This window comes from Microbacterium karelineae (assembly GCF_009745985.1).
GTDB lineage: Bacteria > Actinomycetota > Actinomycetes > Actinomycetales > Microbacteriaceae > Microbacterium > Microbacterium karelineae.
Map to the genome: position 1 here is coordinate 178,855 of NZ_WFIX01000190.1, position 20,917 is coordinate 199,771.

Here is a 20,917-nt window from a genome sequence, read left to right on the forward strand (position 1 = left end):
CGTCAGTCGAGGATGATCGTGTCGAGGTCGGGCGCGCTCTCGACGAAGCCCCACTTCTCCGCCAGTTCGGCGAGGTCGGCGATGAGCTGCGGATCCAGCTCACCCGACAGGCGCTCGAAGCGCAGGTCGAGCGCGACCGCCTCGGGCATCCCCGTGAAGTTCGCGATCGTCTGGGCGAAGCCCTCGGGGTCCGCCTCGGTCGCGGCGAGCACGTCGGTGATGGCGCCGCGCCACTGCTCGATGAGCTCCGGATCCTCGTCGGCGAGCGCGCCGGAGGTGAAGGTGACCATGGTCGGCAGGCCCGGGATGGTGGCCTGGTTCGGGGATCCGACGACCGTGTAGGTGTCGGGGTCGGCGAGGGCCGCGCCGAGGAACGGTTCGGGGACCCACACGGCGTCGACGTTGCCGCCGTCGAGCTGCGCGAGCGCGTCGGGGAAGGCGATCTCGATGTACTCGACGGAGCTCGGGTCTCCGCCGTCCTGCTCGATGGCCTCGTTGATCGTCAGGTCGCCCTGCGTGTTGACGGCGTTGACCGAGACGCTCTTGCCCTCGAGGTCGCTCCAGGATTCGATGCCGGAGTCGGCGAGCGCGACGACGGCATTGATGTCGTCGCCCTCCTCGAGCGAGAACGAGTAGCCGCTCGCGATGCGCATGTCGACGCCCTGCGTCGAGGCGACGAGGGACGACAGGGGGTTGCCGACGCCGAAGTCGATCTGGCCGGTCGAGACGGCGGGCAGCATGGCGGCGCCGCCCTGTGCCTCCTGCGTGGTGACGTCGAGGCCGTGCTCTTCGAAGATCCCCTCGTCGATGCCGTACTGCACGGCGGCGGATGGGGCGATCGTGAGCACGCCGACGGTGACGGGCGTGAGGCCGCCGTCGTCGGAGGGCGCCTCGTCGGTGCCTCCACCGCTCGGGGATCCCTCACTGCAGGAGGCGAGGAGGAGACCGGCGGCGGCGATCGCGCCGACCGCGGCGATTCGGGTACGAGTGATCATGCTCAGCGACTCCCTTGTGACTGAGGTCGTGCCGGGCTCGGCACGTGGTGCGTGGGTCCCATCAGTAAACATCCCCACTATTGAAAAAGTCAACGGTAGTGACCAGAGTGTGACGTGGACGTCGGCAAAGCCGCCGGCGCCCACCCTCGATGAGGAGGAACGAATGCCCAGAATCACCCAGACCCTCGCGGCTCTCGCGGCCGCGGCCGCGCTCGCGCTCGGCGGATCCGCGGCGGCCGCCGCCCCGCCATCCGACCTGCCGCAGGTGTCGCCCGCGGCCCCAGGAACGCTCGGCGAATGCGCGGCGCTGACGGGTTTCGACGACGACCGCACCGTCATCGAATCGGCCGAGATCGTCGCCGCGGGCGAGCTCGAGAACGCCGGCGCGCCGATCGGCGAGCACTGCGTCGTCACGGGACACATGAACGAGCGCGTCAGCGAGGTCGATGGCGAGACGTATGCGATCGCGTTCGAGATGCGCCTCCCCTCCGACTGGTCGGGGCGCTTCCTGTATCAGGCGAACGGCGGTATGGACGGCAACGTGAACACTGCCGTCGGCGCGCCGATGCGGGGGCAGCTCGAGAACGGGCTGCAGCAGGGCTTCGCCGTCATCAGCTCCGACGCAGGGCACTCGGGCGACCAGAACCCGCTGTTCGGGCTCGACCCGCAGGCGCGCCTCGACTACGGATACCAGGCGGTCGGGTTCCTCACACCCATGGCGAAGGAGCTGATCGCCGAGGCGTATGGACGCGGGCCCGACACCTCGTACATCGCCGGCGGATCCAACGGCGGGCGCCACACGATGGTCGCCGCGACGCGCTACGCCGACCTCTACGACGGCTTCCTGCCCGTCGCTCCGGGCTTCAACCTGCCGCAGGCGGCCGTCGCGCAGCTCTGGGGCGCACAGCAGTGGAACGCGATCGCGACGACGCCCGGCGACCTGACGACGGCGTTCACCGACGACGAGCGCGCGGTCGTGTCCGCCGCGATCCTCGCCCGTTGCGACACGCTCGACAGGCTCGCCGATGGCATGGTGCAGGACGGCGAACGGTGCGCGAAGTTCTTCGACGTGCAGCGCGACATCCCGTCGTGCGACGGCGAACGCGACGGCACGTGTCTGTCGGACGCCCAGAAGAACGTCCTGACGCGCGTCATGGCGGGCGCCGTGACGACAGACGGCGAACGGATCTACGAGTCGTTCCCCTGGGATGCGGGAATCGCGAACGACGGCTGGGCCGGGTGGAAGCTCGGCGCGAGCGTCTTCCTCGACCCGATGGCCGTCGGCTTCGTGTTCTCCCCCGAGCCGGAGGATCCGTCGATCCTCGGCGACCTGCCCGGCTACGCACTGAGCGTCGACATCGACGAGAAGGCCGCCGGGATCTGGGAGACGGGCCTCTCGGGCGAGAGCCCAATGGAGTTCATGACGCCCGTCGGCGACGACACCGGGCTCGACACGCTGCGCGAGACGGGTGCGAAGATGCTCGTCGTGCACGGCGCCTCCGACGGCGTCTTCAGCCCGGACGACACGGCCCGCTGGTACGACGAGGTCTCTGATCGCTACCGCGACGCCGACGACTTCGTCCGCTACTTCGAGGTGCCCGGCATGGCGCACGTGCAGGGCGGCATGGCGACCGACCAGTTCGACGCCCTCGGCACGCTCGTGCGGTGGGTCGAGCACGGCGAGGCGCCCGACCGGATCATCGCGACGGCGCGCGGCGAGGGCAACCCCGCCGGGGCGAACCCCGAGGTCCCCGCCGACTGGTCGGCCGACCGCTCGCGCCCGCTGTGCGCCTACCCGGAGGTCGCGCGCTACATGCGCGGCGACCCCGAGTCGGCGTCGAGCTTCGCGTGCAAGCCGAGCTCGGGAGGCCCGCACCGCGCGGGCTGACCCCAACCCTTCTTTTCTGGCACGAATCCTCAGGGCACAGGTGAGGATTCGTGCCAGAAATGAAGAATCATGGAATCTCGAGATTGCCTATGGACATTCCCTATGGAGATAGGTACAGTCGTTCCCAGACGCAAGGAAGCGCCCCTCCGGAAGGATCCCCGTGAACGCTGGCCAGAACCTCATCGACGACTTCTCCCTCGAGATGACGGGCAAGGACGTGCCCGGACTGCTCGAGGCACAGCACCTCATCCCGCAGGGCACCCGCATCAATGTCACGTTCCTCGGCAACGAGGATCTCGAGATGCGCGTTGCGGCCGCGAAGGCCGTGAAGGACGCGGGCTTCACGCCCGTGCCGCACATCTCCGCGCGACGCATCTCCTCGCCCGCCCAGCTCGAGGAGTTCCTCGGCGCGCTGCGCGATGTGGGCGCGGCGGATCACGTGTTCAGCGTCGGAGGCGACCCCGAATCGCCCATGGGCCCCTACGGATCCTCGCTCGACGTCATCCAGTCGGGACGCCTCCTCGAATACGGCGTCACGGAGGTGTCGATCGCGGGCTACCCCGAGGGCCACCCCGACATCTCGAACGACGTGCTCTGGGAGCACCTCGAGGCGAAGGCCACGGCCCTCAAGGAGCAGGGGCTCGGCGCCGTCATCCTCACGCAGTTCGGCTTCGACACCGCACCGGTCGTGGACTGGATCCGCGAGGTGCGCTCGCGCGGCATCGACGCCCCGATCCGCGTCGGCACCCCCGGGCCCGCCGGAATCAAGCGGCTGCTCGGCTTCGCGCGCCGCTTCGGGATCGGCGCGAACGCCATGATCGTGAAGAAATACGGCTTCTCGCTGACGAACCTCATGGGCACGGCCGGGCCGGATCGCTTCGTGAACGACCTCGGCGCGATCGTCGACGATGACTCCGCTACCGGAGATGTCGGCGTTCACCTCTACACTTTTGGCGGCCTGCTCGCGACCGCTCAGTGGGCTCAGAAGTTCAGAGAGGACGCCTGATGACCGCCCCGATCCCCCATCTCGTCGACCACGCCAGCCTCATCGTCCACGGCCCCGATCAGCCGGGGATCGTCAGCGAGGTCGCGTCGCTCGTGACCCGCCACGGCGGGAACATCATCTCGCTCGACCAGCACTCGAACGACGCGACGGGCGGCGACTTCTTCCAGCGCATCGTCCTGCATCGCGCGGATCTGGTCGCGGCGATGCCCGACATCGAGGCCGATCTGGCGAAGACGATCGAGCCCATGGGGCTGTCGTGGCGCCTGCGCGACATGTCCGAGCCGCTGCGCATGGCGGTGCTCGCGTCCAAGAGCGACCACTGCCTCCTCGACCTCCTGTGGCGGCACCGCCGCGGCGAGCTGCCCGTCACCATCCCGATGACGATCTCGAACCACACCGACGTCGCGGACGACGTGCGCCAGTTCGGCGTGCCGTTCTTCCATGTCCCGTCGCAGGCAGGCTCCGACAAGTCGCAGTCCGAGGGCGAGATCCTGAAGCTGCTGAAGGGCAACGTCGACTTCGTCGTGCTGGCCCGCTACATGCAGGTGATCTCGAACGACTTCCTCGAGAAGGTCGGCGTCCCCGTCATCAACATCCACCACTCGTTCCTGCCGGCCTTCATCGGCGCGGGCCCCTACCGCAAGGCGAAGGAGCGCGGCGTCAAGCTCATCGGCGCGACCGCGCACTACGTCACGGAGGAGCTCGACGAGGGCCCGATCATCGAGCAGGACGTCGTCCGCGTCACGCACGCCGACTCGGCGGCCGACCTGCAGAGCCGGGGCGCCAACGTCGAGCGCGCCGTGCTCAGCCGCGCCGTGCTCTGGCACGCGCAGGATCGTGTGATCCGGCACGGCAATCACACCATCGTCTTCAATTCCTGACCGCACCGAACACGAACAAGCAGAAAGGTTCATCGTGGCACCACAGAATCTGCAGCAGGCGATCGACCAGGCCGGAAGCCCGGTCGAGCTCCTCCGCAACTCCCAGATCGGCTCCTACATCTATCCGGTCGTCCCGGCCGACTTCCAGAACTGGATCAAGGAGCAGAGGGCGTGGCGCGACACGGCCGTGCTCTACGACCAGTCGCACCACATGGACAACGTCTTCCTCAAGGGATCCGATGCCATCAAGCTGATCAGTGACACCGCGATCAACTCGGTCGCGAACTTCGCCGTGAACAAGGCGAAGCAGTACGTGCCGACGACGGCCGCGGGCCACGTCATCGGCGACGGCATCCTCTTCCGCGAGGCCGAGGACGAGTACGTCTACGTCGGCCGCGCCCCCGCGTCGAACTGGCTGATGTTCCACGGCGAGACCGGCGGATACTCGAACCTCGACATCGAGGTCGACCGCCGCTCGCCGTCGCGCCCCTACGGCCACCCCGTCACGCGCAAGTACTACCGCTTCCAGATCCAGGGCCCGAAGGCCTGGGACGTCATCGAGAAGGTCAACGGCGGCCCGCTGGAGCAGCTGAGGTTCTTCAACATGTCGACGATGACGATCGCCGGCAAGCAGGTGCGGACCCTGCGCCACGGCATGGCGGGCGCGCCCGGTCTCGAGATCTGGGGCCCCTACGAGGACCATGATCTGATCCGCGACACGATCGTCGAGGCGGGCGCCGAGTTCGGCCTCGTGCCCGTCGGATCGCGCGCCTACCCCTCGAACACGCTCGAGTCGGGCTGGATCCCCTCACCGCTGCCCGCCATCTACACGGGAGCCGAAGAGGCCGCGTACCGCCAGTGGCTCGGCGCCGACAGCTACGAGGGAACCGGCACGCTCGCCGGCTCGTTCGTGGGCGACAGCATCGAGGACTACTACAAGACGCCGTGGGAGCTCGGCTACGGCCCGTTCGTGAAGTTCGACCACGACTTCATCGGCCGCGACGCGCTCGAGAAGATCGACCCGGCCACGCAGCGCCGCAAGGTCACCCTGGCGTGGAACGCCGAGGACCTCACGAAGATCTTCGGATCCCTCTTCGACGTCGACGGCCCGAGCTACAAGTTCTTCGACCTGCCGCTCGCGAACTACGGCTCGGCGAACTACGACTCGGTCGTCGACGCCGACGGCAACGTCGTCGGCCATTCGATGTTCACGGGCTACAGCTCGAACGAGAAGCGCGGCCTGTCGCTCGCGACGGTCAACCCCGATGTGCCCGAGGGCGCCGAGGTCAAGGTCGTCTGGGGCGAGCCGAACGGCGGCACCAAGAAGGCCTCCGTCGAGCCGCACGAGCAGATCGAGGTCCGCGCGATCGTCAGCCCCGTTCCGTACTCCACGGTCGCCCGTGAGACGTACCAGGGCGGATGGCGCACCGGCTACTCGCAGTAGTCTCCTCAGGGATGAGGGCCCGGGCGCTCGCGCTCGGGCCCTCATCTCATCCGTCCGACGAAAGGTGACGCAGATGAGCCTGCGCTACGCGCTCCTCGCCCTGCTGAGAGTGGGCCCGAAGTCGGGGTACGACCTGCAGAAGCAGTTCGACACCTCGGTCGGCCACCTCTGGCACGCGCCGGACAGCCAGATCTACCCCGAGCTGCGCAAGATGGAGGCCGCGGGCCTCATCGAGGGCGAGGAGCAGGTGCGCGGCACACGCGCCACCCGACGGCTCTATCACGTGACGCCGGCCGGCGACGCGGACTATCTCGCCTGGATCAACGGCCCGCTCTCCTACGCCCGAGTGCGCGAGCCGGCGAGCCTCAAAGCCGCCTATCTCGAGGCCGCCGATGAGGCCTCCGCGCGCGCGTTCCTCGACGACCACATCGCCCACTGGCAGGGCGAGCTCGCCCAGTGGGAGGCCGAGCTCGAGCGCGTCGACGCCCACGGCACCCCCATGCTGCGCGAGCGCCTCGCCGTGACTCCCCCCGAGGATCACGCCCGCGTCGTCGCATTCAAGCGCCTCGGCTACGAGAACCTCGTCGACCGCGCCCGTGCCGAGATCGCCTGGGCCGAGCGCGGCCTGCGCCTCCTCGACGAGCTGGGATACCCGCCGCGCGGTTGAGGGCGCGCGTCACCCCTCGCCGGATGCCTGGATGATCGGGATCGCGAAGTCCGAGGCGCGAAGCGGGTCGAGATGCCCGTCGGTGATCCCGGCCGTGAAGTCGCCGATGTCGAGGAGCTTGAAGAGCGCCTCGCGTCCGAACTTCGAGCTGTCGGCGACGAAGAACGCCTCCTTGGCGATGGCGCGCATCAGCCGCTTCTGCTCGATCTCATAGCTCCCCGCGCTGTACAGCCCGTCCTCGGCGACCGTATCGGCACTGAAGATGGCGACGTCGACTCGAAAACGAGACAGTTGCTGCTCCGTCGTGGGACCCCACATTCGGAAGGTGTTCGGCAGGAGTTCGCCTCCGAGGAACGCGAGGTGGATGGGGGGACGGGTCGCCACCTCGGCGGCGATGCGCAGGTCGTTGGTCACAACCGTGAGGCGCTGATGATCGAGGTGCCGCGCGACCTCGAGCGTCGTCGTGCCCCCATCGAGGATGATCGTCTGCCCTTCGAGGATGCGTTCCGCCATCGCCTTGCCGATGGCGACTTTCTCCGCGCCGTGCAGCGGTGCCCCGCCCTTTCGCCGCGATTCCGGCGGGTGCACCGGCACAGCACCGCCGTGTGTCCGACGCAGCAGCTGTCGACGCTCCAACCGTTCGAGATCGCGGCGGATCGTCGACGTCGTCACATCGAATCGCGCCGCGAGCTCGTTCACGCCCTGGAATCCGTCGCGCAGCAGGACGTCGACGATCTCTCTCTGACGGGACATACCCCTCCTCCTTGATGACGCCACCGCGCGTCACCAGCACTCCATATTTGCGCGAAAACGCGCATCGCGCAACGATGCTCACCTCTGCGTATGGCCACGAGATTCCATGATCCTCGACGGATCGACGTGCGCTCGACACGATTGCGCGAAACCGTGCAAGGATCTGCGCGAAAACGCTTGACATGTGCGCGCGAGGCGAATAGCTTCCAACAGGAAACGCGTCACGACACCCGATGATCTGACGCGTCTCCCGCACATTTCGTTCACGAAGGAGTAACGAATGACTCGCAATCGCTTCCTGACCGCGGCCGCGCTCACCGCGGTCGCCGTCCTCCCTCTCGCCGGCTGCACCACGGTCGGCGGCGCGGCCGACGGCGCCGACGGCGGCGCATCCGGCGGCGCCGACGCCGCCGACATGACGATGGTGACGGTCGTCAAGGCGCAGACCATCCCCTGGTTCCAGCGCATGGCCGCCGGCGTCGACGAATGGGCCGCAGAGACGGGAATCGATGCCCGTCAGGAGGGTGCGGACGACGTGACCCCGGAGAAGCAGGTCCAGATCGTCCAGGATCTCATCGCCCAGTCGCCGACCGCGATCACGGTCGTCCCGAACTCGCCCGAGGCCCTCGCCAATGTGCTGGGACAGGCGCAGGATCAGGGGATCATCGTCGTCGCCCACGAGGCCACCGGCATGGAGAACGTCGACATCGACATCGAGGCCTTCGACAACGCGTCCTATGGCGAGCTGATCATGGAGAACCTCGCCGCATGCATGGATGAGGAAGGCACATACGTGCAGTTCGTCGGCGGTCTGACGGCGAAGACGCACATGGAGTGGGTCGGCGCGGCCTACGACAAGCAGCAGGCCGACTACCCCGATATGGAACGCGTCGAGACGCCGATCGAGTCGACGGACAATCAGGAGACGGCGTACGAGCGCGCCAAGGAGATCCTCGCTAAGCACCCCGACATCGCTGGCTTCCAGGGCTCGGCCGGCAACGACGTCCCCGGCATCGCCCGCGCCGTCCAGGAAGCGGGCCTCGAGGACGAGGTCTGCGTGATGGGCACGTCGATCCCGTCGGTCGCGAATCAGTACCTCGAGAGCGGGTCGATCGACAAGATCTTCTTCTGGGATCCGGCGCTGGCCGGCAAGGCGCAGCTGGAGATCGCGAGGATCCTCGCCGAGGGCGGAACGATCGAGGCCGGGACCGATCTCGGGATCGAGGGATACGAGGACCTGCAGCCGCTCGACGGCTTCGACAACGTCTTCGTCGGCGACGCGTCGGTCGCGGCAGATGCCGAGAAGGCCGCCGAGTACGACTTCTGATCCGCAGGACGTCGTCGGTCCCTGCTCGCACGCGATCCGTGTGCGAGCAGGGACCACGGAAGAAAGGTCTTCGATGACGAACGAACGTGCCACGACCGTCGCTCCCGTCCTCTCGGTGCGGGGCATCTCGAAACGCTACGGCGGAGTGCAGGCGCTGGACGACGTGTCCATCGACGTCATGCCCGGGGAGGTGCACTGCATCGCCGGCGAGAACGGCTGCGGGAAGTCGACTCTCATCAAGGTGATCTCCGGCGCCGAGCGCGCCGACAGCGGCACGATCACCATCGATGACGTCTCGCACGCCCGGATGAGCACGACCTCCGCGATCACGAGCGGAATCCAGGTGATCTACCAGGATTTCTCCCTGTTCCCGAACCTGACGGTCGCGGAGAACATCGTCATCACCGCGCACGTGGCGGCGGGGCGCAGACTGAACCGGCCGCGCATCGCCCGCCCGCGCGCACGTGCCATCGTCGACGACCTCGAGATCGATCTCGATCTCGACGCCGATCTCGGCACGCTCTCGGTCGCCGATCGCCAGCTGACCGCGATCTGCCGCGCGCTCGTGAACGACGCGCGCGTCATCATCATGGACGAGCCGACGACGGCGCTCACGCACACGGAGGTCGACCGTCTGTTCATGATCGTCGAGCGGCTGCGGGCGCGAGGCGTGGCACTCGTCTTCGTCTCACACAAGCTCGAAGAGGTGCTCGCGATCTCCCAGCGACTCACGATCATGCGCTCGGGCCGGGTCACCGCGAGCGCGCCGACCAGCACCTACACCCGCGCATCGATCGCCGAGCGCATGACCGGGCAGCAGATCGACGAGTCCCGAGTCGTCCGGGCGGTGCCCGCGGACAGTCCCGTCCGTCTGCGCGTGGAGAAGCTGACGCTGCCCGGCGCGTTCCATGATGTCTCGTTCTCCGTCCGCGCCGGGGAGATCCTCGGGATCACGGGCCTTCTCGGATCAGGTCGGACCGAGATCGCCGAGTCGATCTTCGGCGTGCACCCGCCGAAGTCCGGAGAGATCGCCGTGGATGGCGTTCCGGTCCTCATCGCCGACATTCCCGACGCGGTCGCCGCCGGCATCGCGTACGTGCCGGAGGACCGCCTGACGCAGGGCCTCTTCCTGGAGAAGTCGATCTCCGACAACATCGTCGCCTCCTCCCTTGGGCGCTTCCGATCTCCGCGCCTCACACTGGACGGCGCCCGGATCGGGGCGACCGTGAAGGGCCTGTTCGATGCCCTGAAGATCAAGGCTCCGAACGCCGAGGCGCAGGTGCGGTCGCTCTCGGGCGGAAACGCGCAGCGCGTCGTCATCGCCAAGTGGCTGGCCACGGAGCCGAAGGTGCTCATCCTCAACGGCCCCACGGTGGGCGTCGACGTCGGGTCGAAGGCGCAGCTGCTCGGCCTGCTTCGGGAGCAGGCGGCCTCGGGGATGGCGATCGTCGTGATCTCCGACGACGCTCCCGAGCTTGTGTCCTGCTGTCACCGCGTCCTCGTCGTCGCGCGCGGACGGATCTCGGGGGAGCTCACGGGTGACGACATCACGACTGCCGCGCTTCACGAGGGGCTGGCCGCATGAGGCACCTCATCCGCCGAATCCACGGCCCCAACAACGAAGGCATCCTCGCGCTCGTCCTCCTCGCTGTCATCGTCGCGATGTCGATCGCGAGCCCCGCGTTCTTCTCCGCGAACACAGCCTTCTCGATTCTGCGCAGCTCGACGGTCCCGATGATCTTCGCGCTCGCCGTCCTCCTCGTGATCATCTCGGGCGGCATCGACGTGTCCTTTCCCGCCGTCGCGATCTTCTCGGCATACGCCGCGGTGAGCACGTTCCTGAAGCTGGGCTTCGATCCTGGCGTTCCCGCGGTGTTCCTCGCCGCCATCGCGATCGGGGCTGCCCTCGGCGCCGTCAACGGCGTGGTCATCGCGCGTTTTCGATTGCCCACGCTCATCGTGACGCTCGGCACGCAGGGTCTGTTCATCGGTGCGATGTACACCTTCGTCGGCTCGACGTACTACGCGCAGCTGCCCGCATCGATGGCGTCGCTGGCGACGATCGACGTGATCGACTTCGAGTCGGGTCGAGGGCGTGCGTACCTCCACATCATGGTTCTGGTCGCCATCGCGCTGACGATCGCGATCTGGTGGATGCTGCGCGGCACGATGTTCGGCCGCTCTCTCTATGCGCTCGGCGGCGACTTCGAGGCCTCCCGACGTGCGGGCTTCCGCGTCGTCCCGACGCAGATCTGCTTGTACGTCCTCGTCGGCATGCTCGCGGCGGTCGCCGGCGTCGTGCACATGATCATGAGCCGGAGCGCCAACCCGCAGGACCTGATCGGCGGGGAGCTCGACATCATCGCCGCCGTCGTCCTCGGCGGCGCCTCGATCTTCGGCGGCCGTGGGACGGTGCTCGGCACCGTCCTCGGCGTGCTGCTCGTCCAGACGATCAACAACAGCCTCCTGCTCGCCGGCGTGCCGAGCGCATGGCTCCGCGCCGCCGTCGGCGCGCTGCTCGTGGTCGGCGTCGGGATCCAGGCCATCGCAGCCCGCCGCCGTGCACGACGCGTTCACACCGTCGACGAATCACCGAAGCCCACCGTGAAGGAGACGGCCTCATGAGCGGGACGAAGGTTCCGGAGACCGTGGCCCTGCGCCGGGTCAACAACCACGTCGACGGCTGGGTGCGCCGCACGCTGCAGCGCACGGGCGGCGGACGCGGGGCGGGACGGATGGCGATCGCGCTCCTGATCGCGTTCGCGTTCTTCGCGATCGTCAAGCCGGCCGTGTTCCTCAGTCCGATCAACCTGCAGAACCTGATGGTCGCGTCGCCGGAGATCGGCATCATCAGCATCGCAATCATGCTCGCGATGCTGACGGGTGGGATCGATCTCTCGCTCGTGTCGATCGCGAGCCTGTCGGCGATCACGATCTCGACGGCGTTCACCTCGATCGCCGCAGCGGATCCCGCACTCGCCGAGGCGATGGGCATTCCGCTCGCCCTCCTCGGCGTCGCCGTCGGGGCTCTGTGCGGTCTCGTCAACGCGATCCTCATCAGCGTCGTCGGCATCACTCCGATCCTCGCCACCCTCGGCACGATGCAGATCTTCAACGGCATCGCCGTCGTGTGGACAGGGGGCACGACGCTGTACGGTGCCCCCGCGATCCTCACGAACTTCGGGCGGACGGCGATCGGCCCCGTCCCGATGCTCTTCGTCGCGCTGCTCATCGTGGCGGTCCTGATCGCGATGATCGTCAACCGGACCGCCCTCGGCCGACGGATCCAGCTCCTCGGCGCCAACCCCGTCGCCGCGACGTACTCGGGATTCCGCAGCGGCCGGATCCTCATCAGCACCTACCTGCTCGGCGGATCCCTCGCGGGCCTCGCCGGCGTCCTGTTCCTCGCCCGCAATCCGACGGCGTCCGCCGACTACGGGGCGTCCTACGTGCTCCTCGTGATCGTGATCGCTGTGCTCGGCGGCACCCGCCACACGGGCGGCTTCGCGTCGGTCGCCGGTGTCCTCCTCGCGACCCTGACACTCCAGGTCGTGTCGAGCGGATTCACAGCGCTGCGTCTGTCGTCCTACGAGTACGCGATCGCGCAGGGCGCCATCCTCGTCGGCGTGATGGTGCTGGATGCCGTCGAATGGCGCCGGCCCAAGCGGAGACGACCCCCTCAGACAGAGAGCACCCGGACACAGGCTGCCGGGAGAACGGAGCAGCAATGAAGAAGATCATCAACGAGCCGGATGCCTTCGTCGACGAGTTCATCGAGGGGATCCTCCTCGCGCACCCCGATATGGTGAGAACGCCCGGCGACGACCCCCGTGTGATGGTGCGCGCAGACGCGCCGACCCGCGGCAGGGTCGGCATCGTCACGGGCGGGGGATCCGGTCATCTGCCACTGTTCAAGGGCTACGTCGGGCGCGGGCTCGCGTCGGGGGTCGCCATCGGCAACGTCTTCTCGTCACCGTCGTCCGAGCAGATCTTCGAGGCGACGAAGGCCGTGGACGGCGGCGCCGGCGTCCTCTACCTCTACGGCAACTACGGCGGCGACGTGTTCAACTTCGACCTGGCAGGCGACCTCGCCGAGCTCGAGGGCATCGAGACGCGGACCGTCCTCGGGCACGACGACGTCGCGAGCCAACCGCGCGAGAGCGCCGCAGATCGGCGCGGCGTCGCCGGGATCTTCTTCGCATACAAGGCCGCGGGCGCGGCGGCCGAGCGCGGGGACGACCTCGACTCCGTCGCCGCGGTCGCGGAAGACATCGGCCGGCACACCGCGACGATGGGAGTCGGCCTCGCGCCGACGATCCTGCCGACGACCGGCAAGGCGAGCTTCGATCTCGGCGACGGCGAGATGGAGATCGGCATCGGGATCCACGGCGAGCCCGGCATCCGACGCGGCCCCCTCGAGACGGCAGACGACATCGCCGAGCACTTGACCGAGCGGATCCTCGCCGACCTCGAACTCGGCGATGGCGACCGCGTCGCTGTCCTGGTGAATGGTCTCGGCGCGACCCCGCTCGAGGAGCTCTATGTGCTGTACCGGCGCGTATACCAGGTGCTCGCCGAGCGCGGCGTCACGATCTCCAAGCGCTACGTCGGAGAATTCGCGACCAGCCTGGAGATGGCGGGCGCGTCGATCTCGCTGCTCGCGCTGAACGACGAGCGCCTCGCCCTGCTCGAGGCGCCGGCCTCGTCGCCGTTCTTCACCGAAGCCTGACGCCGAACGACCCCGACAAGAGGATCCCATCAACGATGAACGCATCTGAACTCCGCCTCGCCATCTCTCGCGTCGTCGAGGAGTTTCCGAAGCACGCCGATGAGCTCGGCGATCTCGACCAGGCACTCGGTGACGGCGATCTCGGGATCACCGTCTCCGCCGGCGCCGCTGCCGTGTCGGACGCGATGACGGCGCTGCCGGACACCGCGACGCCGAGCGAAGTCGTCCTGGCCTGCGCGAAGGCGTTCGCGAACGCCAACCCGTCGACGATGGCCGCGCTCGTTGCGGGAGCGCTGCTGGCCGGTTCGAAGCGCTGGAAGGGCGTCGACGACATCGATGCAGAGCGCATCGCCGACTTCGCGATGACGGCCGCGGAGTCGATCAGCTCGCGCGGCAAGTCCCAGGTCGGCGACAAGACGATCCTGGACGCGATGTTCCCGGCGGCGGAGGCGCTGCGCGCGTCTGTGCCGAAGAGCGGACTCGATGCGGCCATCTCGGCCGCCGAGGAGGGCGTCGTGACGTCGAAGGATCTCCAGTCGCGGCGCGGCCGCGCCTCATGGCTGCAGGAGCGCAGCATCGGCCTGCAGGACCCCGGCGCGACCGCGTTCCTGCGATTCCTGCAGGCGTGGAAGGCCGCGAATCCGGCCTGAGCCCGACGCGATGGGCCGACGCAGCGTGTGCTGCGTCGGCCTCTCAGCTCGCCTCGCGCAGGAACTCCCGGCCATCGAGCTCGTGGAGGTCGAGCCGGGAGCGGTCGCGTCCGGTCGTCAGCCCGATGAGGCTGACGGCGGCGAATCCGATCCAGAGCAGCGCGACGAGCCACAGATCGCCGCCGCCGAGGCCCACGAGAGCGGTCGCGATCATCGGCGTGAAACCCGCCCCCGCCGTCGCGGCGAACTGATAGGCCACCGACGACCCCGAATTGCGCACCGACGTCGGGAACTGCTCCCCCGCGTAGGCGCCGTAGGGGCCGGCCGAGAAGCCCTGCACGACCGACAGGCCGAGGAACACGGCGAAGAAGAACAGGACCACGCTGTCGGTCTGGAGCATCATCATGATCGGGAACGCCAGGGCGATGCCGAGAATGTTGCCGAACATGAGGATCCGGCGCCGGCCGTACCGGTCGGACATCCGCGAGGCGATGATGATGAACACGATCGTGGTGACGGCGGCGCAGGCTTTGAGCACCAGCACGAGGCTCGAGGCGTGCGCCGCCTGCTGCACGACGTAGGCGACGGCCCACGCTCCCATGAGGCCCTGCGCCGCCTGGCCGGAGATCCCGACCGAGAACGCACGGAGCAGCGGCCTCCAGTGATCCCGGATCAGTTCGACGAGCGGAGTCCGGTGCTCGGCGGGAGCCTTCTGCGCGGCCTCCTGGAACACCTTCGACTCGTTGACGCGCCGCCGGATGAACACGACGATGAGCATGAACACGGCGGAGAGGAGGAACGGGACGCGCCATCCCCAGGCCAGGAACTGCTCGTCGGGCATCGTGGCCATCCCGGCGAGGATCAGCGTGCCGACGAGCGTGCCGGTCGGTGCGCCCATGTACGAGAACGCCGCCGCGAAGCCGCGCGAGCGCTTCTTCGCGTTCTCGAAGCCGACGAGCATCGCGCCGCCCCACTCGCCGCCGACGGCGATCCCCTGGACCACTCGCAGGGTGACGAGCAGGATGGGCGCCATCACGCCGATCTGGGCGTTGGTCGGCAGCAGCCCGATGAGCGTCGAGGTGATGCCCATGATGAGCACCGTCGACATGAGGACGGCCTTGCGCCCGATCCGGTCGCCGAGGTGCCCGAAGATGATCCCGCCGAGCGGCCGTGCCACGTACCCTGCGGCGAGCGTGCCGAACGACAGCACGAGCGCGGCGGTCGGGTCGAGGCCCGCGAAGAACACCCTGTTGAAGACGATGCCGGCGGCCGTGGCGTACAGGATGAAGTCGTAGTACTCGAGCGCGGTGCCGAGCAGGCTCGACGCGAGGATCCGACGCATCTGGCGTTCGGACGCGGCGTATTCGGTGTCGAGTGCCTGGGTTCGGGGGGATTCGGTCGTCATCGTTGACTCCTGTGGCTGCGGCCCGGCTGTGCCGGGCGGGTGGGGGATTACGCGAGCATGCGCGCGCCGGGCGCGTGGGCGCGGGCGACGACGAGCGTCTCGAGGTCATGGGGGATCGACAGGTCCCCGTCATATGTCGTCCGCGCGTCCTGCCAGACCGCGGGATGGGCGTGCGACGGCACGAGGTGGTGGAGCGCGAGGTGAGCCGCACCCGCTCGGGACGCGATCCTCCCGGCATCGGCCGGCGTCGTGTGCGACCGGCGGTGGTGGTCGAGCGTCGCCTGGAGCATCTCCGTGTCCGAGTACTGCGAGGCGAGGTTGTCGAGGTCGATGGCCTCGTGGAGCAGGAGATCGGTGCCGCTCGCGAGCCGCACGAGGTTCTCGCACGGCGCGGTGTCGCCCGAGATCGTCACGGATCCGTGCGCGCTGTCGAAGCGGTAGGCGAAAGCGGGCGCCATCGGGTGGTGCGAGACGAGCGTCGCCGTGACGGTGACGAGGTCGTCGCGGAACACCACGATCGGATCCATCTCGGGCGCCACGTCGTGATCCGGGTCGAATCCGCAGCTCGGCGGCAGCGCGATCTCCTGCACCGCGAACGTGTCACGGGGGCTCTTCGCGAGCGAGTCGAAGATCCGGTCGTTGATGTCGGTGGCGTAGGCGGCGAGGAGGCCGTCGACGAGGCCGGAGACGCCGGGCGTGGGGCGCTCCGGCGCCACCGCCTCGGGGATCGACGTCGCGCGCGGCGACAGCGGGGTGAGGCGGCCGCGGTCGCCGGGGCCGACGATCGGGATGGGCCCTCCGGTCTTCCCCTTGAGCTCGAACGCGCCGAACAGCAGGAGGCTCGGCAGGTCGACGAGGTGGTCGGAGTGCATGTGGGTCACGAAGATCCCGCCCAGGTCGAGCATGCTCAGGCCCGCCGCCTTGGCCTGATGGCCGGCGCCGTCGCCGCAGTCGACGAGGTACCAGCGTTCGCCGACGACGATCGCGGTGGCGATGCCGAACCGCGGGGCGCCATCATGATCCGCCCACCATCGGGGCCCGCCGGCGGTGCCGAGCGTGACGACGCGAAGGGGGGATTCCGTCATCGAGGCGACGCTGCTTTCTGACATGCCGTCGATGATTCGCCATGCCACGCCATTTGTCGACCTAAAAGAACTTTGCATTGCTGTTAACTGTCTTTATGACTGAGATCACGCTGCGGCAGCTCGAGTACTTCGTCGCGATCGCCGATTCGGGGTCGCTGACGGCCGCGGCGGAGCGCTGTCGCGTGACCCAGGCCGCCGTGAGCATCGCGCTCGGTCAGCTCGAACGGACCGTCGGGACGGCGCTCGTCATCCGGCGCCCCGGCCACGGGATCGCCCTGACGACGGAGGGGATCGCGGTCGTCGCGCACGCGCGGAGCGTGCTCGACGAGGTCCACAAGGTGTCCTCGATCGTCTCGGAGGTGCGGGGGCGCCTCAGCGGCCGCCTGTCCATCGGCGTGTACCGCACGCTCTCGATGCACACGATCCCCGCCCTGATCGACTGGTTCGCGAGCCGCCATCCTGACGTGGAGCTGGAGTTCGTCGAGGGCTCGGGCTCGCACGTGCAGAACGAGATGCTCGCGGGGCGGGTGCACGTCTGCGTCATCTACCGCGCCCAGCTCGGATCCGCGTGCGACGCCACGACGCTGCGTCACGCGAGGCGGCTCGCCGTCATGAGCCCGGACCACCCCCTGGCGGACGAGCCGGATCTCACCCTCCGACGCCTCGCCGCGCACCCCGCGATCTTCCTCGACGAGGAACCGGCGCTGCAGAGGACCCTCGCCGCGTTCGCCGCGGAGGGCGCGGATCCGCTGGTTCCGTGGCGCAGCTCGAGCGTGCAGACCATCCACAACGTCGTCGGGCGTGGATCCGCCTACTCGCTGCTCATGCAGACGACGTCGCGCAGCCCCGAGGGGCGGCCGCTCCGCTTCCGGGACCTGCCCGCGTCGCCCTTCGACAATCCCGTCGTCGCGGCGCTCCCCCGCCGCGTCACCCCCACGGCGCTCGTCAGCGAGGCCCTCGCCGCCGTCCGCGACTACTGGGCGACGACGGAGGCGACGCTCTCGGAGGGGTGAGCGGCCGGCGCCGTCAGCCCTCGGCGGGGTTCGGGATCTCGACGTCGCCGCCCCATTCGAGGAAGGTGTTGCTCGTCGTCGTGCTCACCCCGCCGAAGGTGCCCGTGCCGACGAAGTAGGCGCCGAGGTGGTCGGTCGTGAGCCACAGCTCCACGTCGGTCAGCTCGACGCCGGCGAGGTTCATCGCCGAATCGGGCTCGATGAGCCACGCGACGTCCGCCACCGCGTCGGCGGCGGGAACGGGGGCGTCCTCGACGAGCGTCCATGTCGGCGAGGTGGCGAAGAACTCGGCGAGCACCTGCGGGGATCCGAGCGCGCGCGTGAGCTCGACGATCATCGTCGCCTGCTGCACGATGGGATCCTCGGACCCCGGCTCGGACTTCACCCAGCCGACCTCGGGAACATGCAGCCATCCGTCGTCGCCGCGCACCACGACATGCTGATCGCCCTCAACGCTCATCGAGAAGTCGGGATCCCACGCGAATTCGACGAGCGACGACGTGCCATCGCTCGCATCGACGCGCTGCACGCCGGATCCGGCCAGCTGCATCGCCGCCGCCATGCAGTCGCCGAGCAGTCGCCCGTCGATCTGCGTGTCGGGAGCGAAGAGGAAGCCGTCGCACTCGGGCGGCACGGCCGGCGTCTCCGTCCCGGTGCCCTCCGTTGGCGCCGCGGTCGCCGGCGGCGCCTCTGCCGGCGCGGACGCGTCGGCGGCCTGCTCGTCGGTTCCGGCGTCGCAGGACGCGAGGACGGCGGCGAACACGGTCACGGCGAGGGCGGCGACGGATCGGCGGATGCGCATGCTCTCATCCTGGCATCAGCGGCGGGCGGCTGGGAATACCGCCGCTTCCCGAGTGCCGCCGCGCCTCCGGTCGCGCCCCGGAGGGCGCGCGGGCACTCGGGAAGGCCGGGTCAGCGCACGTATGACGGGAACGGAGCCGGCTCGCTCGGGCGGCGTTCGTTCGTCAGGTCGATGCCGTAGTCGCTTGCGAACAGGGCACGCGACCCCGTGTAGACGCCGTCTGCGTTCTCGTCGAGCGTGAAGACGCGCGCTCCCCGCAGACGGTGGGTGTCGGCGCCGCCGAGCCCGTACGGCCCGAAGCCGGTGCCCGGGCCGTATCCGAGCTCGATGCCGTAGTAGTTGCCGACGTAGGTGTTGACGTGGTCGTGCCCGACGAAGAGGCCCTTGATGTCGCCGCGGTGGAGCATCGCGTTGAACATCCCCGAATCGAACGGGCCGGGACACTCGTCCTCGTGCCGCTCGCCCACGATGCCGTGCTTCGCAACGGCACGAGCATGGTCGTCGTCGGTGCGTCCGTCGACGCTCGCGAACCACATGAAGCGGTGCTGCCAGAGCGCGATGTGCTGGAAGACGAGCCCGGGCACGAGACCGCCGGCGCGCTTCTCGAGCGCCTGCGACGTGCGCCAGTACCAGTCGACCTGGTCGAAGCGCAGCCAGTCCCACGTCGGGTAGCCGGCGAAGTCCTGCCCGGCGATCTCCGACGGTGCGTACCGGCCGGAGTCGAGCAGCCACAGCGCGAACGCCTCCTTCCCGTTCGCGGAGGAGCGGATCGTGAGCACCTGGTTCGCGGTGCCCGTGATGTCCGCATCGCCCGCATTGACGTTGTGCTCGTACTGGCGCAGGAACGCGAGCATGCGCGACTCGTCCATGCCGGTCTGGGGCACGCTGTCCTCGTCGTGGTTCCCGAACGTCACGGCCCACAGGATCCCCCGGCTCTCCATCGGGAGCACGACGTTGTTCAGCGCCTGCTTCACCTGCAGTTCGGTCGTCATTCCGCCCGTGATGACATCGCCGTTGATGAGCGCGAAGTCGGCGTCCGCATCGTCGAGCACCGCTTCCTGCAGAGCGATCGTGCGCTCATCCGTCGTGTGCGTGTCCTGGGTGTCGTTGAACTGCACGATGCGGAAGGTGCCGTCATCGCGGAAGCGCAGGGCACGGCGAACGAGGCCGTCAGCGGACGCGGCGTGCGCGGCCGACGGTGCGCCGATACTGGCGGCGACGGCCGCGGCACCCACGGCGGCGACGGAACCCGCCAACAGGCCACGGCGGCTGAGGGACATGCGAGGAGAGGACGACATCGGCGATGCCTTTCGCGTGATCCGGACAATGACCGGCCCAGGATGCGCGCGGGACATGACTGCGGGGCGGACGGCGCGTGACGCGCCGGCGATCCGTGGGTGACGGGACGGGGGAGTTGGCAACGCCGGTTCCCGAGTGCCGTCGGGCCATTGGACGCGCCGCGAGGGGCCGTGCGGCACTCGGTAAGCGTGAGTCGGCCGTCTACAGGTGCGCCAGCTCCCCTTCGATCCCCCGCACCGCGTCCCGCAGCGCCGGCAGGAACGCGCCCTCGAGGCGGTCGAGGTCGACGCGGCTCGACGACGTCGACACGTTGACGGCGGCGACGACGTGTCCGCCTCGCCCGCGCACGGGCGCGGCGACCGAGCGCACGCCCTCCTCGAGCTCGCCGTCGACGATCGCGAAGCCGCGCTCTCGGATCCGCTCCAGCTCTTCCGCGAGGATCCGCGGATCCGCGACCGTGCGATCGGTGTATGCCTCGAGCGGCATGGACAGGGCCGCCTCACGCTCCGCCGTGGGCAGGTGCGCGAGGAGCACGCGTCCCATGCTCGTCGCATGGGCCGGGAAGCGGGTGCCGATCGTGATGCCGACGCTCATGATGCGGCGCGTGGGCACGCGCGAGATGTAGACGATGTCGGATCCGTCGAGCACGGCCGCCGAGACGCTCTCGTCGACCTCGCGCGACAGACGCTCGAGGTGCGGATGCACGATCTCGGGCAGGCTGAGCGCCGACAGGTAGCTGTAGCCCAGCTCGAGCACGCGCGGTGTCAGGGCGAAGTCGCGCCCCGATTCGCGGACGTACCCGAGCTCGACGAGGGTGTGGAGGAAGCGCCGCGCGGCGGCCCGCGCGAGACCAGCCCGCTGTGCCACCTCGCTCAGGGTGAGCGCGGCGTGCTCGGCGTCGAACGCGCGGATCACGCTGAGCCCCCGCGCGAGCGACTGCACGAACTCCCGGGACGTCTCCTCTGGCATCACC

Annotated in this window: 19 protein-coding genes; 12 read left to right on the forward strand and 7 right to left on the reverse strand. The window is 68.9% G+C overall.

Going from position 1 to position 20,917, the window contains the following annotated elements; translation table 11 throughout:
- Nucleotides 1–2: 2 nt before the first annotated feature.
- Entirely contained in the window at nt 3–995 is a 993-nt protein-coding gene (locus GB932_RS13995; protein WP_156761311.1) for an ABC transporter substrate-binding protein, read from the reverse strand.
- 163 nt (nt 996–1,158) lie between these two features.
- On the opposite strand from GB932_RS13995, the gene GB932_RS14000 reads away from it, so the two are divergent.
- The 5 genes from GB932_RS14000 to GB932_RS14020 all read left to right on the forward strand — a co-directional run bounded on the left by GB932_RS14000 (nt 1,159) and on the right by GB932_RS14020 (nt 6,881).
- A complete protein-coding gene (locus GB932_RS14000; protein WP_156761312.1) occupies nt 1,159–2,883 on the forward strand; it encodes a tannase/feruloyl esterase family alpha/beta hydrolase in 1,725 nt (574 codons plus the stop codon).
- Between the two features lie 202 nt (nt 2,884–3,085).
- Nucleotides 3,086–3,889, forward strand: a complete 804-nt coding sequence (locus GB932_RS14005) for a methylenetetrahydrofolate reductase (RefSeq protein WP_156761764.1) — start codon at nt 3,086–3,088, stop codon at nt 3,887–3,889.
- A complete protein-coding gene (gene purU, locus GB932_RS14010) occupies nt 3,889–4,770 on the forward strand; it encodes a formyltetrahydrofolate deformylase (protein ID WP_156761313.1) in 882 nt (293 codons plus the stop codon). The genes GB932_RS14005 and purU overlap by 1 nt, the downstream gene beginning before the upstream one ends.
- 34 nt (nt 4,771–4,804) lie before the next feature.
- A complete protein-coding gene (ligM, locus tag GB932_RS14015) occupies nt 4,805–6,214 on the forward strand; it encodes a vanillate/3-O-methylgallate O-demethylase (RefSeq protein ID WP_156761314.1) in 1,410 nt (469 codons plus the stop codon).
- 73 nt (nt 6,215–6,287) lie between these two features.
- Entirely contained in the window at nt 6,288–6,881 is a 594-nt protein-coding gene (locus tag GB932_RS14020) for a PadR family transcriptional regulator (protein WP_156761315.1), read from the forward strand.
- Nucleotides 6,882–6,890: 9 nt separating this feature from the next.
- On the opposite strand, the gene GB932_RS14025 is transcribed toward GB932_RS14020, so the two are convergent.
- The gene (locus GB932_RS14025) at nt 6,891–7,634 is read right to left on the reverse strand and encodes a DeoR/GlpR family DNA-binding transcription regulator (protein ID WP_156761316.1); all 744 of its coding nucleotides are present in this window, start codon (nt 7,632–7,634) and stop codon (nt 6,891–6,893) included.
- A gap of 280 nt (nt 7,635–7,914) precedes the next feature.
- Between GB932_RS14025 and GB932_RS14030 the strand changes: the two genes are divergently transcribed.
- From GB932_RS14030 to GB932_RS14055, 6 genes are all read left to right on the forward strand, one after another.
- Entirely contained in the window at nt 7,915–8,961 is a 1,047-nt protein-coding gene (locus GB932_RS14030; protein WP_156761317.1) for a substrate-binding domain-containing protein, read from the forward strand.
- A gap of 73 nt (nt 8,962–9,034) precedes the next feature.
- On the forward strand, nt 9,035–10,546 hold the full coding sequence (locus GB932_RS14035; RefSeq protein ID WP_156761318.1) for a sugar ABC transporter ATP-binding protein: 1,512 nt from the start codon (nt 9,035–9,037) through the stop codon (nt 10,544–10,546).
- Nucleotides 10,543–11,586 carry an ABC transporter permease gene (locus tag GB932_RS14040; protein WP_156761319.1) on the forward strand — a complete coding sequence of 348 codons (1,044 nt, stop codon included), beginning with the start codon at nt 10,543–10,545 and terminating at the stop codon, nt 11,584–11,586. Before GB932_RS14035 ends, GB932_RS14040 begins: the two co-directional genes overlap by 4 nt.
- A complete protein-coding gene (locus tag GB932_RS14045; RefSeq protein ID WP_231916213.1) occupies nt 11,583–12,692 on the forward strand; it encodes an ABC transporter permease in 1,110 nt (369 codons plus the stop codon). The genes GB932_RS14040 and GB932_RS14045 overlap by 4 nt, the downstream gene beginning before the upstream one ends.
- On the forward strand, nt 12,689–13,690 hold the full coding sequence (locus tag GB932_RS14050; protein ID WP_156761320.1) for a dihydroxyacetone kinase subunit DhaK: 1,002 nt from the start codon (nt 12,689–12,691) through the stop codon (nt 13,688–13,690). Before GB932_RS14045 ends, GB932_RS14050 begins: the two co-directional genes overlap by 4 nt.
- A gap of 35 nt (nt 13,691–13,725) precedes the next feature.
- Nucleotides 13,726–14,340: a DAK2 domain-containing protein gene (locus GB932_RS14055; protein ID WP_156761321.1), complete on the forward strand. Its 615-nt coding sequence runs from the start codon at nt 13,726–13,728 to the stop codon at nt 14,338–14,340.
- A gap of 43 nt (nt 14,341–14,383) precedes the next feature.
- On the opposite strand, the gene GB932_RS14060 is transcribed toward GB932_RS14055, so the two are convergent.
- Nucleotides 14,384–15,745, reverse strand: coding sequence for an MFS transporter (locus tag GB932_RS14060; protein WP_156761322.1), 1,362 nt, complete (start codon nt 15,743–15,745; stop codon nt 14,384–14,386).
- A 47-nt stretch (nt 15,746–15,792) separates the two neighbouring features.
- Nucleotides 15,793–16,830, reverse strand: a complete 1,038-nt coding sequence (locus tag GB932_RS14065; RefSeq protein ID WP_156761323.1) for an MBL fold metallo-hydrolase — start codon at nt 16,828–16,830, stop codon at nt 15,793–15,795.
- A gap of 95 nt (nt 16,831–16,925) precedes the next feature.
- Here GB932_RS14065 and GB932_RS14070 point away from each other — a divergent pair, with 95 nt between their 5' ends.
- A complete protein-coding gene (locus GB932_RS14070; RefSeq protein WP_156761324.1) occupies nt 16,926–17,843 on the forward strand; it encodes a LysR family transcriptional regulator in 918 nt (305 codons plus the stop codon).
- A gap of 13 nt (nt 17,844–17,856) precedes the next feature.
- Here the strand turns inward: GB932_RS14070 and GB932_RS14075 are convergent, their stop codons facing one another.
- From GB932_RS14075 to GB932_RS14085, 3 genes are all read right to left on the reverse strand, one after another.
- Nucleotides 17,857–18,645 (reverse strand): hypothetical protein, encoded by a 789-nt coding sequence (locus GB932_RS14075; protein ID WP_156761325.1) that lies wholly within the window; start codon nt 18,643–18,645, stop codon nt 17,857–17,859.
- 110 nt (nt 18,646–18,755) lie between these two features.
- Complete coding sequence (locus tag GB932_RS14080) at nt 18,756–19,925, reverse strand: metallophosphoesterase family protein (RefSeq protein ID WP_231916214.1); 1,170 nt, start codon at nt 19,923–19,925, stop codon at nt 18,756–18,758.
- Nucleotides 19,926–20,145: 220 nt separating this feature from the next.
- A complete protein-coding gene (locus GB932_RS14085; protein ID WP_156761327.1) occupies nt 20,146–20,913 on the reverse strand; it encodes an IclR family transcriptional regulator domain-containing protein in 768 nt (255 codons plus the stop codon).
- Nucleotides 20,914–20,917: the final 4 nt, after the last annotated feature.

Excerpts from the sequence above, each read along its gene's own strand:
- GB932_RS13995 (WP_156761311.1), bottom strand. The coding sequence starts at position 995 with ATGATCACTCGTACCCGAATCGCCGCGGTCGGCGCGATCGCCGCCGCC.
- GB932_RS14000 (WP_156761312.1), top strand. The coding sequence starts at position 1,159 with ATGCCCAGAATCACCCAGACCCTCGCGGCTCTCGCGGCCGCGGCCGCG.
- GB932_RS14005 (WP_156761764.1), top strand. The coding sequence starts at position 3,086 with ATGACGGGCAAGGACGTGCCCGGACTGCTCGAGGCACAGCACCTCATC.
- purU (WP_156761313.1), top strand. The coding sequence starts at position 3,889 with ATGACCGCCCCGATCCCCCATCTCGTCGACCACGCCAGCCTCATCGTC.
- GB932_RS14020 (WP_156761315.1), top strand. The coding sequence starts at position 6,288 with ATGAGCCTGCGCTACGCGCTCCTCGCCCTGCTGAGAGTGGGCCCGAAG.
- GB932_RS14025 (WP_156761316.1), bottom strand. The coding sequence starts at position 7,634 with ATGTCCCGTCAGAGAGAGATCGTCGACGTCCTGCTGCGCGACGGATTC.
- GB932_RS14030 (WP_156761317.1), top strand. The coding sequence starts at position 7,915 with ATGACTCGCAATCGCTTCCTGACCGCGGCCGCGCTCACCGCGGTCGCC.
- GB932_RS14035 (WP_156761318.1), top strand. The coding sequence starts at position 9,035 with ATGACGAACGAACGTGCCACGACCGTCGCTCCCGTCCTCTCGGTGCGG.
- GB932_RS14040 (WP_156761319.1), top strand. The coding sequence starts at position 10,543 with ATGAGGCACCTCATCCGCCGAATCCACGGCCCCAACAACGAAGGCATC.
- GB932_RS14045 (WP_231916213.1), top strand. The coding sequence starts at position 11,583 with ATGAGCGGGACGAAGGTTCCGGAGACCGTGGCCCTGCGCCGGGTCAAC.
- GB932_RS14050 (WP_156761320.1), top strand. The coding sequence starts at position 12,689 with ATGAAGAAGATCATCAACGAGCCGGATGCCTTCGTCGACGAGTTCATC.
- GB932_RS14055 (WP_156761321.1), top strand. The coding sequence starts at position 13,726 with ATGAACGCATCTGAACTCCGCCTCGCCATCTCTCGCGTCGTCGAGGAG.
- GB932_RS14060 (WP_156761322.1), bottom strand. The coding sequence starts at position 15,745 with ATGACGACCGAATCCCCCCGAACCCAGGCACTCGACACCGAATACGCC.
- GB932_RS14065 (WP_156761323.1), bottom strand. The coding sequence starts at position 16,830 with ATGACGGAATCCCCCCTTCGCGTCGTCACGCTCGGCACCGCCGGCGGG.
- GB932_RS14070 (WP_156761324.1), top strand. The coding sequence starts at position 16,926 with ATGACTGAGATCACGCTGCGGCAGCTCGAGTACTTCGTCGCGATCGCC.
- GB932_RS14075 (WP_156761325.1), bottom strand. The coding sequence starts at position 18,645 with ATGCGCATCCGCCGATCCGTCGCCGCCCTCGCCGTGACCGTGTTCGCC.
- GB932_RS14080 (WP_231916214.1), bottom strand. The coding sequence starts at position 19,925 with ATGTCCCTCAGCCGCCGTGGCCTGTTGGCGGGTTCCGTCGCCGCCGTG.
- GB932_RS14085 (WP_156761327.1), bottom strand. The coding sequence starts at position 20,913 with ATGCCAGAGGAGACGTCCCGGGAGTTCGTGCAGTCGCTCGCGCGGGGG.